The sequence below is a fragment of the Pseudomonas fildesensis genome (assembly GCF_001050345.1).
In the GTDB taxonomy this organism is placed as follows: domain Bacteria; phylum Pseudomonadota; class Gammaproteobacteria; order Pseudomonadales; family Pseudomonadaceae; genus Aquipseudomonas; species Aquipseudomonas fildesensis.
On the sequence record NZ_LFMW01000002.1, the window covers coordinates 32,380 to 52,648 of the forward strand.

General features: G+C 60.2%; 16 protein-coding genes. 9 read left to right on the top strand and 7 right to left on the bottom strand.

The genetic code is table 11. The annotated features are described in order from the left end of the window. Positions 1–50: 50 nt before the first annotated feature. Positions 51–1,475: an aminotransferase-like domain-containing protein gene (locus ACR52_RS03455; RefSeq protein ID WP_048720547.1), complete on the top strand. Its 1,425-nt coding sequence runs from the start codon at positions 51–53 to the stop codon at positions 1,473–1,475. A gap of 153 nt (positions 1,476–1,628) precedes the next feature. On the opposite strand, the gene ppsR is transcribed toward ACR52_RS03455, so the two are convergent. Beyond that, on the bottom strand, positions 1,629–2,447 hold the full coding sequence (gene ppsR, locus ACR52_RS03460) for a posphoenolpyruvate synthetase regulatory kinase/phosphorylase PpsR (protein WP_048720549.1): 819 nt from the start codon (positions 2,445–2,447) through the stop codon (positions 1,629–1,631). A gap of 178 nt (positions 2,448–2,625) precedes the next feature. On the opposite strand from ppsR, the gene ppsA reads away from it, so the two are divergent. The 8 genes from ppsA to ACR52_RS03500 all read left to right on the top strand — a co-directional run bounded on the left by ppsA (position 2,626) and on the right by ACR52_RS03500 (position 10,723). Then, positions 2,626–5,001: a phosphoenolpyruvate synthase gene (ppsA, locus tag ACR52_RS03465; protein ID WP_048720551.1), complete on the top strand. Its 2,376-nt coding sequence runs from the start codon at positions 2,626–2,628 to the stop codon at positions 4,999–5,001. Between the two features lie 106 nt (positions 5,002–5,107). After that, positions 5,108–6,097: an alpha/beta fold hydrolase gene (locus ACR52_RS03470; protein ID WP_048720554.1), complete on the top strand. Its 990-nt coding sequence runs from the start codon at positions 5,108–5,110 to the stop codon at positions 6,095–6,097. A 188-nt stretch (positions 6,098–6,285) separates the two neighbouring features. Beyond that, positions 6,286–6,777 (top strand): ribonuclease E activity regulator RraA, encoded by a 492-nt coding sequence (gene rraA, locus ACR52_RS03475; RefSeq protein ID WP_017527456.1) that lies wholly within the window; start codon positions 6,286–6,288, stop codon positions 6,775–6,777. 25 nt (positions 6,778–6,802) lie between these two features. Continuing rightward, positions 6,803–7,798, top strand: a complete 996-nt coding sequence (locus ACR52_RS03480) for a zinc transporter ZntB (protein WP_048720558.1) — start codon at positions 6,803–6,805, stop codon at positions 7,796–7,798. 86 nt (positions 7,799–7,884) lie between these two features. Next, entirely contained in the window at positions 7,885–8,130 is a 246-nt protein-coding gene (locus ACR52_RS03485) for a hypothetical protein (RefSeq protein ID WP_005790375.1), read from the top strand. Between the two features lie 2 nt (positions 8,131–8,132). Next, complete coding sequence (locus tag ACR52_RS03490) at positions 8,133–8,957, top strand: mechanosensitive ion channel family protein (protein WP_003175519.1); 825 nt, start codon at positions 8,133–8,135, stop codon at positions 8,955–8,957. An 87-nt stretch (positions 8,958–9,044) separates the two neighbouring features. Next, entirely contained in the window at positions 9,045–9,635 is a 591-nt protein-coding gene (sigX, locus tag ACR52_RS03495; protein ID WP_048720569.1) for an RNA polymerase sigma factor SigX, read from the top strand. A 107-nt stretch (positions 9,636–9,742) separates the two neighbouring features. Next, positions 9,743–10,723 (top strand): OmpA family protein, encoded by a 981-nt coding sequence (locus ACR52_RS03500; RefSeq protein ID WP_048720571.1) that lies wholly within the window; start codon positions 9,743–9,745, stop codon positions 10,721–10,723. A 60-nt stretch (positions 10,724–10,783) separates the two neighbouring features. Here the strand turns inward: ACR52_RS03500 and cobA are convergent, their stop codons facing one another. The 6 genes from cobA to ACR52_RS03530 form a co-directional block, all read right to left on the bottom strand. After that, the gene (cobA, locus tag ACR52_RS03505; RefSeq protein WP_048720573.1) at positions 10,784–11,527 is read right to left on the bottom strand and encodes a uroporphyrinogen-III C-methyltransferase; all 744 of its coding nucleotides are present in this window, start codon (positions 11,525–11,527) and stop codon (positions 10,784–10,786) included. Between the two features lie 10 nt (positions 11,528–11,537). Further along, positions 11,538–14,246, bottom strand: a complete 2,709-nt coding sequence (locus tag ACR52_RS03510; protein ID WP_048720575.1) for a nitrate reductase — start codon at positions 14,244–14,246, stop codon at positions 11,538–11,540. Beyond that, the gene (nirD, locus tag ACR52_RS03515) at positions 14,246–14,563 is read right to left on the bottom strand and encodes a nitrite reductase small subunit NirD (RefSeq protein WP_048720577.1); all 318 of its coding nucleotides are present in this window, start codon (positions 14,561–14,563) and stop codon (positions 14,246–14,248) included. The genes ACR52_RS03510 and nirD overlap by 1 nt, the downstream gene beginning before the upstream one ends. Next, positions 14,560–17,013 (bottom strand): nitrite reductase large subunit NirB, encoded by a 2,454-nt coding sequence (nirB, locus tag ACR52_RS03520; RefSeq protein ID WP_048720579.1) that lies wholly within the window; start codon positions 17,011–17,013, stop codon positions 14,560–14,562. Before nirB ends, nirD begins: the two co-directional genes overlap by 4 nt. A gap of 234 nt (positions 17,014–17,247) precedes the next feature. Then, positions 17,248–18,918: a bifunctional protein-serine/threonine kinase/phosphatase gene (locus ACR52_RS03525; RefSeq protein WP_048721327.1), complete on the bottom strand. Its 1,671-nt coding sequence runs from the start codon at positions 18,916–18,918 to the stop codon at positions 17,248–17,250. After that, positions 18,918–20,129 (bottom strand): nitrate/nitrite transporter, encoded by a 1,212-nt coding sequence (locus ACR52_RS03530; RefSeq protein ID WP_048720581.1) that lies wholly within the window; start codon positions 20,127–20,129, stop codon positions 18,918–18,920. Before ACR52_RS03530 ends, ACR52_RS03525 begins: the two co-directional genes overlap by 1 nt. Positions 20,130–20,269: the final 140 nt, after the last annotated feature.

Below are 20,269 nucleotides of genomic sequence, written 5' to 3' on the forward strand. Positions count from 1 at the left end.
TTATTTTATTTGGCGATTGAACCCGTAAAAGCACACTATTAGGGCGAAAGATGGCTGTCAAAACAAATATTGACATGGTGTCAATTATGCGTGAGGGCTTGTCCAACGGGCAGGGGGTGAAGTACAAGCGCCTGTCCGATGTCATGGAACGGGGCATCCTTGAAGGCTTGATTGAACCAGGACGAAAACTGCCGCCCCATCGGGTGCTTTCCGACAATCTGGGCGTGACTATCGGCACCATCAGCCGGGCCTACGGCGAACTCGAACGCCTGGGGTTGGTGGTGGCGCGGGTCGGTGACGGTACGTTCGTGCGCAAGCGTGGGATGGAGCGCCAGCGCGATGAAGGCTTTCGCAACTTCAGCGAGGAGCCGCGCCAGTACTTCGACATGAGCCGCAACATGCACATTCCAGGGCAGGAGACAGCCTTCCTGGCCCAGAGCTTCCAAACCCTGTCGACCAACGCCAAGTTTCTTCAGGACATCAGCGCCTACACCCCGGACGCCGGCCTGCCGCGTTACCGCGATGCGGGTGCGCAGTGGCTGGTGCAGCGTGATTTCCATCCGATTCCCGAACAGGTCATCTGCGTCAATGGCGGCCAGCACGGCTTGCTCTGCGCGATGATGGCGTTGTTGCGGGCGGGCGACACAGTGGTCACCGAACAACTGACTTACCCTGGGCTGATCACTGCCGCGCGCATGCTCGGTGTAAGGCTGATCGGCCTGGAAATGGATGAAGAAGGCGTGCTACCGAGTGCGTTGGATGAAGTCTGTCGAAATCACCGGGTTTCGGCGTTGTACTGCACGCCCACCATCCAAAACCCTACAACGGCGGTGCTGTCGTTTGCGCGGCGGGAAGCCTTGGTCAAGGTGTGCCGCGAGCACAACCTGCTGATTCTTGAGGATGAGGCCCACGGCGTGCTGGTTGAGGATCGTCCGCCGCCCCTCAGCTATTTCGCGCCCGAGCGTACGATTTTGATCAGCAGCCTGAGCAAGGCGGTCTCGGCAGGCTTACGCGTCGGGTACGTGCATGCGCCGCCGGCGCTGGTCAGCCGAATCTCCGCAGCCCTGCGCTCGACCTGCTGGATGGCCACGCCGGTGACCCTGGAACTGGCCACCCAATGGATCGAAAACGGCACGGCCGAATACCTGCTGCGCCAGCAGATCAACGAAATCAGCCGACGCAAGGCGCTGGTTCAAGACCTGTTGGCGGGCCTGGAATACCGTACCCACCTCAACAGCCCGCACTTCTGGATTGAAGTCCCGGAGCCCTGGCGCGCGTCGGAAATAGAGGCAGAGCTCAAGCAGAACAATTACCTGATCGCCACCGCCGAGGCATTTGCCGTGGGGCAGACGGCGGTGCCGCAGTTTATTCGTGCGAGCATCTGCAACACGTCCGGGGATGATCAGTTGTTGCGCGAGGGGTTTGATGCGCTGGCGACGGCGCTGGGGCAGGGCGGCGGGCGGTTTCACCTGTAGGAAGCGAGCTGGCCGGTTGTGACAAGCAGGCTTGCGCCAATGTCGTTCAGTCAAGGGCAAACACTGTACCTGTGGCGAGGGAGCAAGCTCCCTCGCCACAGAAACCCCGCTCGCCACAATGAGCTCGCCCCCCAGGGGGGAGTGGCTTCTGGCTTATTTGAAGCGCCGCTCCACGCCTTTCTCCACCAGAATCTTCGCCGAAATCTCTTCCACCGAAAAATGCGTGGAATTGATGTGCGCAATATTCTCGCGACGGAACAAATTTTCTACTTCACGCACTTCGAATTCGCACTGCGCATAGCTGGAGTAGCGGCTGTTGGGCTTGCGCTCGTTGCGGATGGCCGTGAGGCGATCCGGGTCGATGGTCAGGCCGAACAGCTTGTGCTGGTGCGAACGCAGGGCGGCCGGCAGCGTGAGGTGTTCCATATCGTCTTCGGTCAGCGGGTAATTGGCTGCGCGGATACCGAATTGCATGGCCATGTACAAGCAGGTGGGCGTTTTGCCGCAGCGAGACACGCCCACCAGAATCAGGTCGGCCTTGTCGTAGTAGTGAGTACGGGCGCCGTCGTCGTTGTCGAGGGCGAAGTTCACCGCCTCGATGCGCTCCATATAGTTGGAATTATGACCAATGGAATGGGACTTTCCTACGGAATAGGAGGAGTGTTCACTCAGCTCTTGTTCCAGCGGCGCCAGGAAGGTCGAGAAAATGTCGATCATGAAACCATTGGAGGTTGCGAGGATCTCACGAATGTCTTGATTGACGATGGTGTCGAAAATGATCGGGCGAAAGCCGTCTTTTTCAGCCGCCAGATTGATTTGTTGTACCATAGCCCGCGCTTTATCCACGCTGTCGATATAAGGCCGCGTGAATTTGGCGAAGGTAATGTTTTCGAACTGCGCGAGCAGGCTTTGACCCAATGTTTCGGCTGTGATGCCGGTGCCGTCGGAGATAAAGAAAGCAGATCGTTTCATTTGAGCCCTGGGCCTTAAGCTGATGGCGAATCTTGGATATGATAGGCGCGATTTTGCCGTCCCGCAGTGGGCCGCATTCTCACTTATTTTCCAGGTCCAGGCCACAAGCGCTGGCGAATGCTCCTACTGAGCAGCCGGCGTCCTGAGCTTTTCCAATACAGAAAGTGGAGAGATCACCTTGGTAGAGTACGTAGTTTCCCTCGATAAGCTCGGCGTCCATGATGTAGAGCACGTGGGGGGCAAGAACGCATCCCTCGGCGAGATGATCAGTAATCTTGCAGGCGCTGGTGTCTCGGTGCCCGGTGGTTTCGCCACCACCGCCCAGGCTTACCGCGATTTTCTCGAACTGAGCGGCCTCAACGACCAGATCCACGCTGCCCTGGATGCCTTGAACGTTGATGACGTCAACGCCTTGGCCAAGACCGGCGCCCAGATCCGCCAATGGATCATGGAAGCCGAGTTCCCCGAGAAGCTCAACGCCGAAATTCGTACCGCCTTCGCCACCCTGTCGGCCGGCAACCCGGACATGGCCGTCGCCGTGCGCTCCTCGGCCACCGCCGAAGACTTGCCCGACGCCTCCTTTGCCGGCCAGCAAGAGACCTTCCTCAACATTCGCGGCGTGGAAAACGTGATCCGCGCGGCCAAGGAAGTGTTCGCTTCGCTGTTCAACGATCGCGCCATTTCCTACCGCGTACACCAGGGTTTCGACCACAAGCTGGTGGCCTTGTCTGCCGGTGTGCAGCGCATGGTGCGTTCGGAAACCGGCACTGCCGGCGTGATGTTTACCCTGGACACCGAGTCCGGCTTCCGTGGCGTGGTGTTTATCACCGGCGCCTACGGCCTGGGCGAAACCGTCGTACAAGGCGCGGTGAACCCGGACGAATTCTACGTGCACAAGCACACACTTGAGGCCGGCCGCCCGGCCATCCTGCGCCGCAACCTGGGCAGCAAGGCCATCAAGATGATCTACGGCGACGAGGCCAAGGCCGGTCGCTCGGTGAAAACCGTTGATGTCGACAAGGCCGAGCGCGCGCGTTTCTGCCTGAGCGACGCTGAAGTCACTGAACTGGCCAAACAAGCGATGATCATCGAAAAGCACTACAAGTGCCCGATGGACATCGAGTGGGCCAAGGACGGTGACGACGGCAAGCTGTACATCGTGCAGGCCCGTCCTGAAACCGTGAAGAGCCGTACCTCGGCCAACGTCATGGAACGCTACCTGCTCAAAGAAACCGGCACCGTGCTGGTGGAAGGCCGTGCCATCGGCCAGCGCATCGGCGCAGGCAAAGTGCGGATCATCAAGGACGTGTCCGAGATGGACAAGGTCCAGCCTGGTGACGTACTGGTCTCCGACATGACCGACCCGGATTGGGAACCGGTCATGAAGCGCGCCAGTGCCATCGTCACCAACCGTGGCGGGCGTACCTGCCACGCGGCGATCATCGCCCGTGAGCTGGGCATCCCTGCGGTCGTCGGTTGCGGCAATGCCACCCAACTGTTGAAAGACGGCCAGGGCGTGACCGTTTCCTGCGCCGAAGGCGACACCGGCTTCATCTTCGAAGGTGAACTGGGCTTCGACATCAAGCAAAACTCCATCGATGCCATGCCGGACCTGCCGTTCAAGATCATGATGAACGTCGGCAACCCGGACCGCGCCTTCGACTTCGCGCAGTTGCCGAACGCCGGGGTGGGCCTGGCCCGCCTGGAGTTCATTATCAACCGCATGATCGGGGTGCACCCCAAGGCCCTGTTGAACTACGACGGCCTGCCGCTGGACATCAAGGAAAGCGTCGACAAGCGCATTGCCGGCTACAACGACCCGGTAGGCTTCTATGTCGAGAAGCTGGTGGAAGGCATCAGCACCCTGGCGGCGGCGTTCTACCCGAAAAAGGTCATCGTGCGTCTGTCGGACTTCAAGTCCAACGAATACGCCAACCTGATCGGCGGCAAGCTCTACGAGCCGGAAGAAGAAAACCCGATGTTGGGCTTCCGTGGCGCCTCGCGTTACATCAGCGAAGCGTTCCGTGACTGCTTCGAACTCGAATGCCGTGCCCTCAAGCGCGTGCGCAACGAGATGGGCCTGACCAACGTCGAGATCATGGTGCCGTTCGTGCGCACCCTGGGCGAAGCGAGCCAGGTGGTGGACCTGCTGGCCGAAAACGGCTTGTCCCGCGGAGAAAACGGCCTGCGCGTCATCATGATGTGCGAACTGCCGTCCAATGCGATCCTGGCCGAAGAGTTCCTGGAGTTCTTCGACGGTTTCTCCATCGGCTCCAACGACCTGACTCAGCTGACCCTGGGCCTGGACCGCGACTCGGGGATCATCGCCCACTTGTTCGACGAGCGAAATCCTGCGGTCAAGAAGCTGCTGGCGAACGCCATCCAGGCCTGTAACAAGGCCGGCAAGTACATCGGTATCTGCGGCCAAGGCCCTTCCGACCACCCTGACCTAGCCAAATGGCTGATGGAACAGGGCATCGAAAGTGTCTCGCTGAACCCCGATTCCGTGCTGGAAACCTGGTTCTTCCTTGCTGAAGGCCAAGCGCCCGCCTAAGGTCGTTACGTCAAAAGTGCCGGTCAATCGTTAAGGTTGACCGGCATTCTTATCTGTACAGGGCGGAACTCCTACCGGACGCCGCCCTTTTTTGTGCAAGAGCATTATGCAAAGCAGCAGCAATCTGTTTCCCGTCGCCCTGATCAGCGCTGAACGTCGTGGCGACCTGAGTGAAGATGTGTATCGCCTCAAACCCGGCAACAGCCCCGACGCTACCGTCGAGCTGGCCGTGACCCGTTTGGGCCTGGCCGATGTCCCGGAAAACCGGGGTATACCGGTTATTTTGTTGCATGGCAGTTTTTCCAATCGACGATTCTGGTACTCGCCGAAGGGCATCGGCCTGGGCGCTTATCTGGCGCGGCAGGGGTTCGATGTGTGGATCCCGGAAATGCGCGGCCACGGCCTGTCCAAGCGCAACCATGACTACGCCAAAAATCGCGTCGCCGATTACGCACGCTATGATCTACCGGCTATCGGCGCGTTTGTGCGTGAGCAAAGCGCGCAGATTCCTCACTGGATTGGTCATTCTCTCGGCGGTACGACGTTGGCGGCGGCCCTGGGTGGCCAGCACCTTGGCGCGCCTGCGGTGGCCTCGGTGGCCTTGTTTGGCTGCCAGGTCAGTCGCACCCACTGGCCGTTGAAAATTCCACCGTTGGAGTGGACCGGCCGATTGTTCCTGAAACGCTTCGGCGAAGTCTCCGGCTCGCGGCTCAAGCGTGGCCCGGAGGACGAGCCAGCGGGTGTGATGATCGAAGCCATGCGCTGGAATGGCCTGTTCGGTCGCTTTGGCGAAGGAAAGCACGATTGGTGGAAGGGCCTCGCAGACATTGACGTGCCGCTGCTGGCAGTCAGCGCCGCAGGCGACCATCAGGACCCGGACTGGGCCTGTCGCAAGCTCTTCGAACAAGTCGGCTCCGAGCATCGCCAATACCTGTGCCTGGGACGCCGGCAAGGCTTTACCGGCGATTTCGGGCATGTAGAGATGCTCGTCAGCAAAGCCGCACAGGCTGAAGTCTGGCCGCTGGTGGCGCAGTGGCTGAATGACCCGCTGACACCGTTGTTCGGCGTTCAGGCCGAGGCACTCGCTACCGTTTGATGCAGGGCTCTGCAAAGGGCGTTTCGCTCGTGTGTGGTTGCGGCTAAGCTATGACGCGTTAAACGCTTCTGGTCATATTCAGTCGCGCAGTGGCTATTGCGTTGCGGCGAAACGAGTGGGATGTTTCGCACCTGCTTGGGCTGGCGCTTCTTTCGAAAGACACCTCTTTGACGGAAAGGAATTTTTCAATGAACCATTACGTGACCCCCGACCTGTGCGACGCCTACCCGGAACTGGTGCAGGTGGTCGAGCCGATGTTCAGCAACTTCGGCGGCCGAGATTCCTTTGGCGGCGAGATCGTCACCATCAAATGCTTCGAAGATAACTCCCTGGTCAAGGAACAGGCTGATCAGCCGGGTGCCGGCAAGGTGCTGGTGGTCGACGGTGGGGGTTCGCTGCGCCGCGCGTTGCTGGGCGACATGATCGCCGAGAAGGCCGCGAAAAACGGCTGGGAAGGGCTGGTGATCTACGGCTGCATTCGCGATGTGGACGTGATTGCCCAGACCGACCTGGGCGTGCAGGCCCTGGCCAGCCACCCGATGAAGACCGACAAACGCGGCATCGGCGACCTGAATGTGGTGGTCACGTTTGCTGGCGTGACGTTCCGCCCAGGTGAATACATCTACGCCGACAATAATGGCGTGATCGTGTCGCCCAGCCCGCTGAAAATGCCTGAATAAACCGCAATAGCCGACAGGGGTGAGGATGTTCGAGGAAGAAAACGCGCAATGGGGGCTGGTACATGCCCTGGTGCTGGACGGTAAAGGCGGTGCGCGTTCGATTGCCCGGACTGAGCTCGACGAATTGCAACTGCAGCCCCAGGAAAGCCTGTGGCTGCACTGGGATCGCAGTCATCCCCAGACCCAGACCTGGCTGCGCAAATCCAGTGGCTTGAGCGAATTCGCCTGTGACCTGCTGCTGGAGGAGAATACCCGCCCGCGCCTGTTGCCGTTGCCGGACGCCGAACTGCTGCTGTTTCTGCGCGGCGTCAACCTCAACCCGGGTGCGGAGCCGGAAGACATGGTCTCGGTGCGTATCTTCGCCGCCGCCAGCCGGGTGATCTCCCTGCGTTTGCGCCCGCTACGCGCCACAGATGAGCTGCTGGTGCAACTGACGGACGGTAAAGGGCCAAAAACCGCGTCGGAACTCATCCTTTATATGGCGCAGTACCTGACGAATAAAGTGCAGGATCTGGTCTCCGACCTGTCCGAGATCGTCGATATAGAGGAAGAAAAACTCGATACCGACGAACGGTATACACCGGAGCATGGCAGCATTTTGCAGATTCGCCGACGAGCGGCCGGGCTCAAGCGTTTTCTGTCGCCGCAGCGGGATATTTTTGCCCAGCTGACGCGGATCAAGTTGCCGTGGTTCTGTGACGACGATGCCGACTACTGGAACGAATTGAACAACAGCCTGACGCGCTATCTGGAGGAGCTTGAACTGACCCGGGAGCGCGTGGGGCTTGTGCTTGAGGCCGAAGACCGGCGCTTGAGCGTGCGCATGAACCGCACCATGTATCGCTTCGGGATCATCACCGGAATCTTCTTGCCGATGAGTTTTCTGACCGGTCTGCTGGGTATAAATGTGGGAGGGATACCGTTCTCTGCCAGCCCTTACGGATTCGTGATTGCCTGCCTGCTGATGGTCTCGGTGGCGCTCGGGCAGTGGTGGCTGTTTCGTCGATTACGCTGGGTTTGACCTGAACATGACCTGAACGTAGGAAGGGTCCTATGTGACCCCGAGAATTTTACCCTCGTCTTTTAAATCACTTGCGAGAGGTTTTTATGCACGATCCGTTCGAACAGTCTTTGCGTGACATGCTCAATGCCTCGCCGTCCAACCGCGACGACGATGCCTGCCTGGGCCGCGTGTTGAAAACCGCCAACCGTCAGGTAGGGGCGGGTGACCTGTTCGGTCTGCTCGGCCGCTGGCTGCCGGCGTTGATGATGGCCCTGAACAATGGTTCGGCCCATGTCTCGCCCGTTTCCCGTCGTAAACCTCTTGCTCGCACTGCTGATAAGGCTGATTGAATATGGAACTTGATCTCTGGACCCAGAGCCTAGTCACCGCGATGACCGCATTGTGGACCAAGGTGGCGAATTTCATTCCCAACCTGTTTGGTGCGTTGGTGCTGGTGTTGCTGGGCTTTGTCGTGGCCAAGCTGCTCGACACCCTGCTGTCCAAGTTGCTGGCAAAACTTGGCCTTGATCGCCTGATGGCGGGCACCGGTCTGACCAAGTTGCTTGGCCGCGCCGGGTTGCAGGTGCCGATCTCTACCCTGATCGGCAAGATCGTTTATTGGTTTGTTTTGCTGATTTTTCTGGTTTCTGCGGCGCAATCCCTTGGGCTTGAGCGAGTTTCAGCTACGCTCGACATGCTGGCACTGTATTTGCCGAAGGTTTTCGGCGGCGCGTTGGTGTTGCTGGTCGGCGTTCTGCTCGCGCAACTGGCCAATGGGCTGGTGCGCGGGGCCGCTGAAGGGGTGGGTCTGGACTACGCTGCGGGCCTGGGGCGAATTGCCCAGGGGCTGGTGATCATCATCAGTATTTCCGTCGCGATCAGCCAGCTGGAGGTCAAAACTGACCTGCTCAACCATGTGATTGTGATTGTTTTGATTACCGTTGGTCTGGCCGTTGCGCTGGCCATGGGCTTGGGAAGCCGGGAAATTGCCGGTCAGATTCTTGCGGGAATCTATGTGCGTGAGCTATATCAGGTGGGGCAACAGGTGCGTGTGGGCGAGGTCGAAGGGCAAATCGAGGAGATCGGCACAGTCAAGACGACGGTGCTTACCGATGACGGCGACCTGGTATCGCTGTCCAACCGGATTCTCCTGGAACAGCAGGTCAGTAGCCGCTAACCCGGCAAACCCTGCTAATGTACGCCGCCGCAAACCCGGCTGACCGGGTTGCAGCGGACATTGACCTGACTGTCGGCACGACTTGTTTTGAATAAAGCCCAAACGCTGTCCACGCGCTATGACCCCCGTGAGCTCTCTGATGAGGAGTTGGTCGCGCGCTCGCACACGGAGCTGTTTCACGTAACTCGCGCGTACGAAGAATTGATGCGCAGATATCAACGCACTCTGTTCAACGTTTGTTCAAGGTATTTAGGGAACGATAGAGATGCGGACGATGTCTGTCAGGAAGTGATGCTCAAGGTGTTGTATGGCCTGAAGAACTTCGAGGGCAAATCGAAGTTCAAGACATGGCTGTACAGCATCACGTACAACGAGTGCATCACACAGTATCGGAAGGAACGGCGAAAGCGTCGCTTGATGGACGCTTTGAGCCTGGACCCCCTCGAGGAGGCGTCTGAAGAAAAGACGCCGGCACCCGAGGAGAAGGCCGGGCTTGATCGCTGGTTGGTGCATGTGAACCCGATTGACCGAGAAATTCTGGTGCTACGATTTGTCGCAGAGCTGGAATTTCAGGAAATCGCTGACATCATGCATATGGGTTTGAGTGCTACAAAAATGCGTTACAAACGTGCTCTTGATAAATTACGTGAGAAATTTGCGGGCGAGACTGAAACTTAGTGCGTGGCAAATATCTCTTACGTGTAGGCAAGTTCTGTTAGACTTGTCGCCGAGTTGTCCCCCGGTTTGTGGGACTGCTTTACAATCACCAGATGGGGATTTAACGGATGAAACTGAAAAACACCTTGGGCTTGGCCATTGGTTCTCTTATTGCCGCTACTTCTTTCGGCGTTCTGGCACAAGGCCAAGGCGCAGTTGAAGGCGAGCTGTTCTACAAGAAGCAGTACAACGATAGCGTTAAGCACATCGAAGACGGCTTCAACCCAGGCGCTCGCATTGGTTATTTCCTGACCGACGACCTCGAGCTGAACCTGTCGTACGACAAAACCAACCACACCCGTTCGAACGACGGTACTGGCAGCCAGAAAATCAAAGGCGACACTGGTAGCCTGGTTGGTACCTACCACTTCGGTCAGGCTGGCGTTGACTCCCTGCGTCCATACGTAGAAGGTGGTTTCGGTCACCAGAGCCGTGGCAACGTACGTGCTGACGGCCACAGCGGTCGCGATCAGTCCACTCTGGCTATCGTTGGTACCGGCGTGAAGTACTACTTCACCAACAACCTGTACGCTCGTGCCGGTGTTGAAGCTGACTACGCAATGGACAACGGCAAGTGGGACTACTCCGCACTGGTCGGCCTGGGCGTGAACTTCGGCGGTAACGCTGGCGCAGCTGCTCCAGCTCCTACCCCAGCACCAGCTCCAGAGCCAGTTCCAGAGCCAGAAGCTCCGGTTGCTCAGGTTGTTCGTGTTGAGCTGGACGTTAAGTTCGACTTCGACAAGGCCGTTGTTAAGCCTAACAGCTACGGCGACGTGAAAAACCTGGCCGACTTCATGGCTCAGTACCCAGCTACCAACGTAGAAGTTGCTGGTCACACTGACTCCGTAGGTCCAGACGCTTACAACCAGAAGCTGTCCCAGCGTCGTGCTGACGCTGTTAAGCAAGTCCTGGTTAAAGACGGCGTTGCTGCTGGCCGTATCACCTCCGTAGGTTACGGCGAGTCCCGCCCAGTTGCTGACAACGCAACTGAAGCTGGTCGTGCTGTTAACCGTCGCGTAGAAGCGTCGGTTGAAGCTCAAGCTCAGTAATTACTGAGTGGTAGAAAAAAGCCCGGCTTAGGCCGGGCTTTTTTTCGCCTGCGATTTACCTCAGGCGCTTGCTGCTACGGCGACATAAGCAGCCTGTTCTGCAGCGGCAACGCTACCGATGACCAGGATCGCCGGGCTCTTCAAGGCGAACGCCTGTGCATCCTCCTGCATGCGTGACAGTTCGCTGCGGCATTCGCGCTGCTGCGGCAATGAGGCATTTTCGATCATCGCCACCGGCATGTTCGCGGCCATGCCACCTTCCAGCAATTGCTCGCGAATCTCCTCCAGCTTCGCCACCCCCATATAGATCACCAGCGTCGTGCCGCCTTCGGCCAATGCGCGCCAGTTCAACTGGCTGTCATCCTGGGTATGCGCCGTGACCAGCGTCACCCCGCGACTGACACCGCGCAACGTCAGCGGAATAGCACAATTCGTCGCCCCGGCCAGGCCCGCCGTAATGCCATTGACCAACTCCACCTCGATCCCGCGTTCGCGCAGCCACATTGCTTCTTCACCACCCCGGCCGAAAATGCACGGGTCACCGCCCTTGAGTCGCACCACGCACTTGCCTTGGCGCGCATAACGCAGCATCAGGCGATGGATAAAATCCTGCGGTGTAGAGCGACAGCCGCCACGCTTTCCTACAGTGATCACCCGCGAATTGGCGCAATGTTCCAGCACTGCCGGGTTGACCAGGTCATCGATCAGCACCACATCGGCCTCGTGCATCGCCCGTACCGCCTTGAGGGTCAGCAGCTCCGGATCACCGGGCCCAGCGCCCACCAACCAGACTTTTGCGCTCATGTTGTTCCCCTCACACACTGATTGCGATTGGCTGCGGGTTGCTGGCCAATAGACGTTTGATTTCCGGTACACAGGAGCCGCATTGCGTGCCGCACCCCAGTTCCTGTTTGAGCCCATCCAGGCCCAGGCCACGGGCAATGCCGGCGCACACCGCGTTTTCGCTGACGTTTTTGCAGTTACACAGGATCTTGCTGCTGGCCGCGGCGGCGCCCGGTGGTGCGCTTAATGGCGCCAATAGCCAGCGCCGCAGTTGGTCGTCGGTACGACCTTCAAACCACAGGCTCTGCAGCCAATGGCGCGCCAGGGTTTCACCGGCCAGGCGCACCGCAGTAATACGGCCTTTCTCGATTTTCACGCGCTTGCCAATTGAGCGGCGCGGGTCGTCATAAGCCATCACCGGGCCGTCATGCAGGCCCAGCAGCTGGTCTATTTGGGTCAGCAAGTGCAGATCGGGCGCCTCGCTGTGCGCCGCGCGCACCAGCAGCGCCGGCCGCTCACGCCCGGCCAGGCTCAGGCTGACGTAGGCAAAACCCTCGCACAGCGGGCGCAAGGCTTCCAAATGCTGCTGCACATTGCCTTCTATCAATGCAAACAGCTGCCAGGGCAGTTGCACCGCTTCCAGGCGTACGCCGCTGTGCTTGAGTTCCGGCTGCTTCGACAAGGGATCGAAAGCCGGCAGGGTGAGGACATTGACGCCACCCTTGAGGAAACGGTCGCCCCAGTGCATCGGCAGAAAAGCTTGGCCAGGCCGCACGCTGTCATCACTGCTGACAGCGACGATCACGTTGCCGCGCCGGCTTTTCAGGTTGACCAGGTCACCTTCCTTGAAGCGATGGCGGCGCAGTTCATCCGGGTGCAGGCTCAGCAATGCCTCGTTGACATGCCCGAACAGCTGCGCCGCCGTGCCAGTGCGGCTCATGCCATGCCACTGGTCGCGCAGGCGGCCCGTGATCAGGGTCAGGGGGAAGCGTGCGTCGCGCTGCTCCTTGGCGGCGTGGTAGGGGTCGGCGACAAAGTGTGCACGGCCGCTGTCGGTCGGGAAAACAGCATCGGTGTACAGGCGCGGCGTTCCGGTCTGTGCGCCCGTGGGAAATGGCCACTGTTGCGGGCCGATCTGGTCGAGCAGGGCATGGCTGATGCCAGACAAGTCCAGGTCGCGGTCACGGGTCAGTAGTTTGTACTCATCGAAGATCTGCGCCGGTTGCTCAAAGGCAAACAGGCTGCTCAACCCCGGACGCAGTCGACGCTCCAGGCGCTGTGCGAAATCCACGGTAATTGCCCAGTCCGGCCGCGCTTCTCCCGGTGGGAAGATCGCCCGGCGCACGTGGGAGATGCGCCGTTCGGAGTTGGTGACCGTGCCTTCCTTTTCACCCCAACTGGCGGCGGGCAACAACAGGTCGGCGTAGGCGACGGTTTCAGTCGTGCGAAAGGCCTCCTGTAACACCACAAAGGGGCACGCGGCCAAGGCTGCGCGCACGGCGTTCTGGTCTGGCAGTGATTGGGCGGGATTAGTGCAGGCAATCCACAGCGCCTTGATCTTCCCGGCCTGCACCTGTTCAAACAGTTCGATAGCGGTGAGGCCGGTCGCAGCGGGCAGTTTATCTACGCCCCAATAAGCAGCGACCTGCGCGCGATGTTCAGGATTGGCTGCTTCACGATGGCCTGGCAGCAAGTTCGACAAGCTGCCGGTTTCGCGCCCACCCATGGCGTTCGGCTGGCCTGTCAGGGAAAACGGCCCGCAACCTGGCCGGCCGATGGTGCCAGTGGCCAGATGCAGATTGATCAGGGCGCTGTTTTTCGCACTGCCGGCAGTGGATTGGTTCAGCCCCATGCACCACAGCGACAGAAAACTGCTGGAGGTGCCCACCCACTCGGCACACTGGCGCAGCTGTTCAACACTTATTCCGCACAGTTGCGTCACCATCTGCGGCGTGTAGTCATGTACCAGGCGTTTCAGTTCGGCCAATCCATCGGTATGCGCCTGGATAAAGTCGCCATCGATCCAGTCTTCCCACAACAACAGATGCAAAATCCCATGGAACAGCGCGACATCCGTACCCGGCAGGATTGCCAGGTGCAGGTCAGCCAAGTCGCAGGTATCCGTACGCCTTGGATCAATGACTACCACTTTCATCTGCGGGCGCCGCGCCTTGGCTTCCTCCAGGCGTCGGAACAGTACCGGATGAGCGTAGGCCATGTTGCTGCCGACGATCATCACGCAATCGCTGGACTCCAGGTCTTCATAACTGCATGGCGGTGCATCGGCGCCCAGGCTGCGCTTGTAGCCGACCACCGCCGAAGACATGCACAGCCGCGAGTTGCTATCGATATTGTTGGTGCCCACCAGCGCGCGGGCCAGCTTGTTGAAGCTGTAATAGTCCTCGGTCAGCAGTTGACCGGAGATATAGAAGGCCACGCTGTCCGGCCCGTGTTCGGCGATGGTCTCGGCGAACACGTTGGCCGCATGTTCCAGTGCGGTGTCCCAGTCGGTGCGCGTACGCGCCAGCCCTTTGCCCAGGCGTAATTCCGGGTACAACGCACGGGCGCTCAGGTCGCCGGTCAGGTGCAGGCTCGCACCTTTGCTGCACAGCTTGCCGAAGTTAGCCGGATGGCTCGGGTCACCTTGCACGCCGAGGATCTGCTCGCCGTCATGCTCGATCAGCACGCCGCAACCCACCCCGCAATAACAGCAGGTGGACGCGGTGGTCTGGCGGTTCATCAACCGGCGTCCCGCAGGGCCAGCATCACCCGGCCGTTTTCCACGCGGGCGGGGTGATGATGGGCGCAGCCGATATCCGGGGCCTGGGCTTCCCCGGAGGCCAGGTCGATCTGCCAGTTGTGCAGCGGGCAGGCCACGCGTTTGCCGTAGATCAAGCCTTGGGACAGCGGGCCGCCCTTGTGCGGACAGCGGTCGTCGAGGGCGAAAACTTCGTCGTCGCTGGTACGAAAAATCGCGATATCGCCTTTCGGCCCGCTGATGATGCGCGAGCCCAGGGCGTTGATTTCTTCGAGGGCGCAGATATCCAGCCAGTTCATGCCGGTACCTCCAAATGTTTGACGGGAATGACGTCGAACTCCTTTTTCAGCAGCGGCTGTTCCAGGCGTTCTTTCCACGGGTCCTGTTCGAATGACAGCGAGAACTGCAGGCGCTCGTTGAGGGCCTGGCGGCGGGCCGGGTCTTCCAATACGGCTTTCTTGATGTGCTCCATGCCCACCCGCTGCAAGTAGTGCACGGTGCGTTCCAGATAGAAGGCCTCTTCTCGGTACAGCTGCAGGAACGCGCCGTTGTATTCGCGCACTTCTTCGGCGGTTTTCAGCTTGACGAAGAACTCTGCGACTTCGGTCTTGATCCCGCCGTTGCCGCCGATGTACATCTCCCAGCCGGAGTCGACGCCGATAATTCCCACGTCCTTGATGCCCGCTTCCGAGCAATTGCGTGGGCAACCGGAGACCGCCAGCTTGACCTTGTGCGGAGACCACATATTAAACAGGTCATGCTCCAGCTCGATGCCCAGTTGCGTGGAGTTTTGTGTACCGAAGCGGCAGAACTCGCTGCCGACGCAGGTTTTCACGGTACGGATGGATTTGCCGTAGGCGTGGCCCGACGGCATGTCGAGGTCTTTCCATACGCCAGGTAAATCCTGCTTCTTGATGCCGAGCAAGTCGATGCGTTGGCCGCCGGTGACCTTGACCATCGGCACGTTGTACTTGTCGGCCACATCGGCGATGCGCCGCAGTTCCGAAGGATTGGTCACACCGCCCCACATCCTTGGGACTACTGAGTAGGTGCCGTCTTTCTGAATATTGGCGTGGGCCCGTTCGTTGATCAGCCGCGATTGCGGGTCGTCCTTGGCCTCGCCGGGCCAGGTGGAAATCAGGTAGTAGTTCAACGCCGGCCGGCAGGTGGCGCAGCCGTTGGGCGTGCGCCAGTTCAGGTAGCTCATGGTGCCGGCAATGGTCAGCAGGTGCTGGTCGCGGATGGCCTGGCGGATTTGCCCGTGGTTGAGGTCGCTGCAGCCGCAGATGGCTTTTTCGCTCTTTGGCTTGACGTCAGCCGCACCGCCCACGGTGTTGATCAGGATCTGTTCCACCAGCCCGACGCAGGAACCACAGGAACTGGCCGCCTTGGTGTGCTTTTTCACCTCATCGACACTGAACAGCCCCTGCTCCTGGATCGCCTTGACGATGGTGCCTTTGCACACGCCGTTGCACCCGCAGACTTCAGCGTTGTCGGCCATGCTCATGGCTTTGTCCTGGCCTTGGTGGCCTACATCGCCAAGAGCGTTTTCGCCGAACATCAGGTGATCGCGGATCTCGCCGATGGCGTGGTTCTCACGGATCTGTCGGAAATACCAACCGCCGTCGGCAGTATCGCCGTACAGGCAGGCGCCGACCAGGATGTCGTCCTTGATCACCAGCTTTTTGTACACCCCGCCAATCGGGTCGGAGAGGGTGATGGTCTCGGTGCCTTCACCGCCCATGAAGTCGCCGGCGGAAAACAGGTCAATGCCGGTGACTTTCAGCTTGGTCGACGTCACCGAGCCCTTGTAGGTGGCGAAGCCCAACTGGGCCAGGTGGTTGGCGCAGACCTTGGCCTGTTCGAACAACGGCGCCACCAGGCCATAGGCAATGCCGCGATGGCTGGCGCATTCGCCGATGGCGTAGATGCGCGGGTCGTAGGTTTGCAGCGTGTCGTTGACCAGAATCCCACGGTTGCACGGGATGCCGGATTTTTCCGCGAGTTCGGTGTTAGGACGAATCCCGGCGGCCATCACCACCAGGTCGGCGGGGATGATGTCGCCATTCTTGAATTGCACCGAGCCGACGCGGCCATTGCCAGCGTCGTGCAGGGCTTGGGTCTGTTCGCACAGGCGAAACACCAGGCCACGGCTTTCCAGCTCGGTTTGCAGCAGTTGGCCGCTGGTCTTGTCCAGTTGCCGTTCCAACAGCCATTCGCCGATGTGCACCACGGTCACGTGCATGCCGCGCAGCATCAGGCCGTTGGCGGCTTCCAGCCCAAGCAGGCCGCCACCGATGACCACGGCGTGTGTGTGGGTCTTGGCGGTGTCGATCATGGCCTGGGTGTCGGCGATGTCGCGGTAACCGATCACGCCCTGCAAGGTATTGCCGGGAATCGGCAGGATAAACGGCGTCGAGCCGGTGGCGATCAGCAGGCGATCGTACTCGGCCTCGGTGCCGTCGTCGGCGATGACCTTGCGTTTGACCCGATCGATCGTCACCACTTTGCGGTTGAGCAGCAGCTTGACGTTGTTGTCCAGGTACCAGCTCAGGTCGTTGAGCACGATTTCTTCGAAGGTCTGTTCACCGGCCAGCACCGGCGACAGCAGGATGCGGTTGTAGTTGGTGTGAGGCTCGGCGCCGAATACGGTGATGTCGTACAGCTCGCTGCTCAGCTTAAGCAGTTCTTCAAGGGTGCGAACCCCGGCCATGCCGTTGCCGATCATCACCAATTTGAGTTTTTTCATGTCGTTCTCCGCAATGGCTCGACAAATCTTGCGCAAACAAAAAAAGGCGTCCCCGCTAGTTACCTAGCGAGGACGCCTTTGTCCTGGTCCCGTTCTCTCGGGAAGCTCGACCCTTCGACGTTGAAGGGGCGGCTATATGTGTGTTGTTGGGAAAGCTAATGCAGTGGTTGTGCCAAGTTGCGTCGCTCCCGGTTTTATTGGGCGTGCGCGCGGCCTGCCGTAGCGTTTTGCTCTTTAGTGGTGCAACAGCCAGTACAACAGCACCAGATTGATCAGCAGTGAGACCAGGGCCAGGGTTCGCCAGACCTTCAGCGGTTCGCGCTCCAGCAGCGGGCGTGGCCGCACACTGAGTTCGCGGCGGTCCGCCTGTTCCAGCACCAGCAACCATTCTTCAGCAGTTTCATAGCGTTGCGCAGGGGCAGCGGCCACGGCCCGTTCCAGGCTGTGGGGCAGCCAGTCCGGCAAATCTGGGCGATAGCGGCTGGCGCTGATGGGCTGGGTAAAGCGGGGCCGCTGGAAGGCTTCGATTTCGCCGTAGGGATAATGCCCTGTCAGCAGGTAATACAAACTGACACCGACGCTGTACAAATCCTGTTGCGACGTAGGGCGGTCGCCATTAAAAGCTTCCGGTGCGATAAAACTCGGGGTGCCGGGCAGCAGGTGGGCGCGGTCTTCGGAGAGCCCGGGGCAATAAGCCAGACCGAAATCCAGCACGCGCAATTCACCGTCGTCGCCCAGCAACAGGTTTTCCGGCTTGATGTCGCGGTGCAGGATTTGTCGGCGATGCAGCATGCCTATTGCCCGCAACAAACGCTCGGCGATGGACTGCCATTGTGCCAGTGGCAAAGGGCCTTGTTGCTCGAACAGTTCGGCCAGGGTTTGCCCCGAATATTCGCGCATCACGTAGTACAAATGCTGACGCCCGCTGGCGGCATGAACTTCAGGGAACGCGCGCCCGGCAACCCGCCTCAGAAACCATTCTTCCGAGAGCAAGGCTTGGCCGGCGTCGCTGTCATCGTCGCGGCTTAAAGGCAGGGTTTTCAGCAGCCAGGGTTGCTGCTGGGCATCACGTACCCGGTACAACAACGACTGTCGACTCTGCCCCAGCACGCTTTCCACCTGCCAGCCTTCAAAGTGCTGGCCGGCTTTCAGCGGCGGCGGCAGCGGCCATTGCTGCAACTGCACCAGTGCGTCGCCGAGGGTGGCGGCGCCAAGGGTGTCGACGCGCACCAGCAAGGCGCTGGCATTGTCCTGGCTGCCCGCCAGGTGCGCGGCGTTGACCAGTGTGTTCACCGCCAGGTCGAGGTCGGTTTGCTCACGCAGAATCGCACTGATGCTGTGATCGCCCAACGTGGCCCACACGCCATCGCTGAGCACCAGGAAGCATTCGCCCTCATGCAGTTCGCCATCGAGAAAGTCCAGCACCAGGTGTTGATCCAGGCCAAGCGCGCGCTTGAGCACATGCTGCATGCCCGGCTGCTCCCAGACGTGATCCTCGCTGATGCGCAGTAACGTGTCGTCTCGCCAGCGATACACCCGGCAATCGCCCACATGGGCCAGGGTAAAACGCTGGCCGCGAAACACCAGGGCACTGAGGGTGGTCAGCAACGGCTGGCCACCTCCGTTGGCCTGCAACCAGCGATTCTGCGCCAACAATAAACGTTCGAGCGCCTGGGCCACGCCCCAGGTTTGCGGCGTGGCGTAGTAATCCAGCGCCAGGGCCTGCAAGGTCGAGCGCGCGGCCAGGCCGCCGTCGGCACATTGGCTGACGCCGTCGGCCATCGCACACAGGTAGCCTTTGCTCGCGGCCAATTCCGCCACCGGGGTGACTACGCGCAGGGCATCCTGGTTTTCCGCGCGTGGGCCGATGGCGCTGGCCTGGGCGACGCTCAGTTGCAGGCTCATCAGACGCGTGCGGCGGTCACGGCGGCCGAACCCCAGGTGGTCCTCCAACGACGCTTGACGCCGTACAGGCCGAACCAGGCGAGCACGCCCAGGCTGGCGAACAACCACAAGGCCAGCTGGTAGCTGCCGGTGCTTTGTTTGATCGCGCCCATCCCTGCGGCCAGGGCGAAACCACCGATACCGCCGGCCATGCCGATCAGCCCGGTCATCACGCCGATCTCGCGACGAAAACGCTGGGGAACCAGTTGGAACACTGCGCCATTACCCGCGCCAAGGCCGAGCATGGTGCAGACGAAAAGTGCCAGTGCGGCGTAGGAATTTGGCAGGTTGAAACCCACTGCCGCGATGCTGACGGCCGCCACGCTGTACATGACCAGCAGGGTACGAATCCCGCCGAGCCGGTCAGCCAGGGCGCCGCCCAACGGCCGCATCAGGCTGCCACCAAACACGCAGGCAGCGGTGTAGTAACCTGCGGTCACCGGGCTCAGGCCGTATTGGTCATTGAAGTAGCCGGGCAGGGCGCTGGCCAGGCCGATGAAGCCGCCAAAGGTCACGCTGTAGAAGAACATGAACCACCAGCTGTCACGGTCGCCCAGGGCTTTGAAGTAGTCGGCCATGGATTTGGCTTTCGGGCGCTCGGGGGCATTACGCGCAAGCCAGGCGAAGACGATCAGGGTGAGGATCAACGGGATCAAGGCAAAACCGAACACGTTGTTCCAGCCAAACGCGGCCGCCAGCACCGGCGCCAGCAAGGCCGCAAATACAGTACCGGAATTGCCGGCACCCGCGATGCCCATGGCCTTGCCCTGGTGTTCAGCCGGGTACCACTGCGACGCCAGGGGCAAAGCCACCGCGAAGGACGCACCGGCCATACCGAGGAACAGCCCCAGCAGCAACGCTTGCTCGTAGCTGTGAATACCCAGTTTCCAGGCACCGAACAACGCCACGATCACAATCACCTGGCCTATCAGCCCGGCGGTCTTGGGCGACAGCTTGTCGGCCAGCATGCCCATCAGAAAGCGCAGCACCGCGCCCGCCAGGATCGGCGTCGCCACCACCAGGCCACGTTGTTGGGTGGTCAGGTGCAGGTCGGCGGCAATCTGCACCGCCAAAGGGCCCAGCAGGTACCAGACCATAAAGCTCAGGTCGAAATACAGGAACGCGGCAAACAGGGTCGGGGTGTGCCCGGATTTCCAGAAGCTTGATTTCATCACGCACCTCAACGGTTGGGAGTCTTGTAAGAAGGCCTGGTGATGGAACAGCCGGCTAGGGCCGCCCCACCGACCCCGTGCAACTGGGGCCAAAACGAAAAAACGCCGCCACCGGGTTCGCGAGGGCAAACCGGGTGTGC

Bases quoted from the DNA above. Each gene is read 5' to 3' on its own strand.
- ppsR (WP_048720549.1), bottom strand. From the start codon at position 2,447: ATGAAACGATCTGCTTTCTTTATCTCCGACGGCACCGGCATCACAGCC.
- nirD (WP_048720577.1), bottom strand. From the start codon at position 14,563: ATGAACTGGCTGGATATCTGCGCCCTCGAAGAAATCAACGCCCTGGGC.
- ACR52_RS03525 (WP_048721327.1), bottom strand. From the start codon at position 18,918: ATGAGCCTGCAACTGAGCGTCGCCCAGGCCAGCGCCATCGGCCCACGC.
- ACR52_RS03510 (WP_048720575.1), bottom strand. From the start codon at position 14,246: ATGAACCGCCAGACCACCGCGTCCACCTGCTGTTATTGCGGGGTGGGT.
- ACR52_RS03470 (WP_048720554.1), top strand. From the start codon at position 5,108: ATGCAAAGCAGCAGCAATCTGTTTCCCGTCGCCCTGATCAGCGCTGAA.
- ACR52_RS03490 (WP_003175519.1), top strand. From the start codon at position 8,133: ATGGAACTTGATCTCTGGACCCAGAGCCTAGTCACCGCGATGACCGCA.
- nirB (WP_048720579.1), bottom strand. From the start codon at position 17,013: ATGAAAAAACTCAAATTGGTGATGATCGGCAACGGCATGGCCGGGGTT.
- ACR52_RS03485 (WP_005790375.1), top strand. From the start codon at position 7,885: ATGCACGATCCGTTCGAACAGTCTTTGCGTGACATGCTCAATGCCTCG.
- ACR52_RS03530 (WP_048720581.1), bottom strand. From the start codon at position 20,129: ATGAAATCAAGCTTCTGGAAATCCGGGCACACCCCGACCCTGTTTGCC.
- ACR52_RS03455 (WP_048720547.1), top strand. From the start codon at position 51: ATGGCTGTCAAAACAAATATTGACATGGTGTCAATTATGCGTGAGGGC.
- ACR52_RS03500 (WP_048720571.1), top strand. From the start codon at position 9,743: ATGAAACTGAAAAACACCTTGGGCTTGGCCATTGGTTCTCTTATTGCC.
- cobA (WP_048720573.1), bottom strand. From the start codon at position 11,527: ATGAGCGCAAAAGTCTGGTTGGTGGGCGCTGGGCCCGGTGATCCGGAG.
- rraA (WP_017527456.1), top strand. From the start codon at position 6,286: ATGAACCATTACGTGACCCCCGACCTGTGCGACGCCTACCCGGAACTG.
- ACR52_RS03480 (WP_048720558.1), top strand. From the start codon at position 6,803: ATGTTCGAGGAAGAAAACGCGCAATGGGGGCTGGTACATGCCCTGGTG.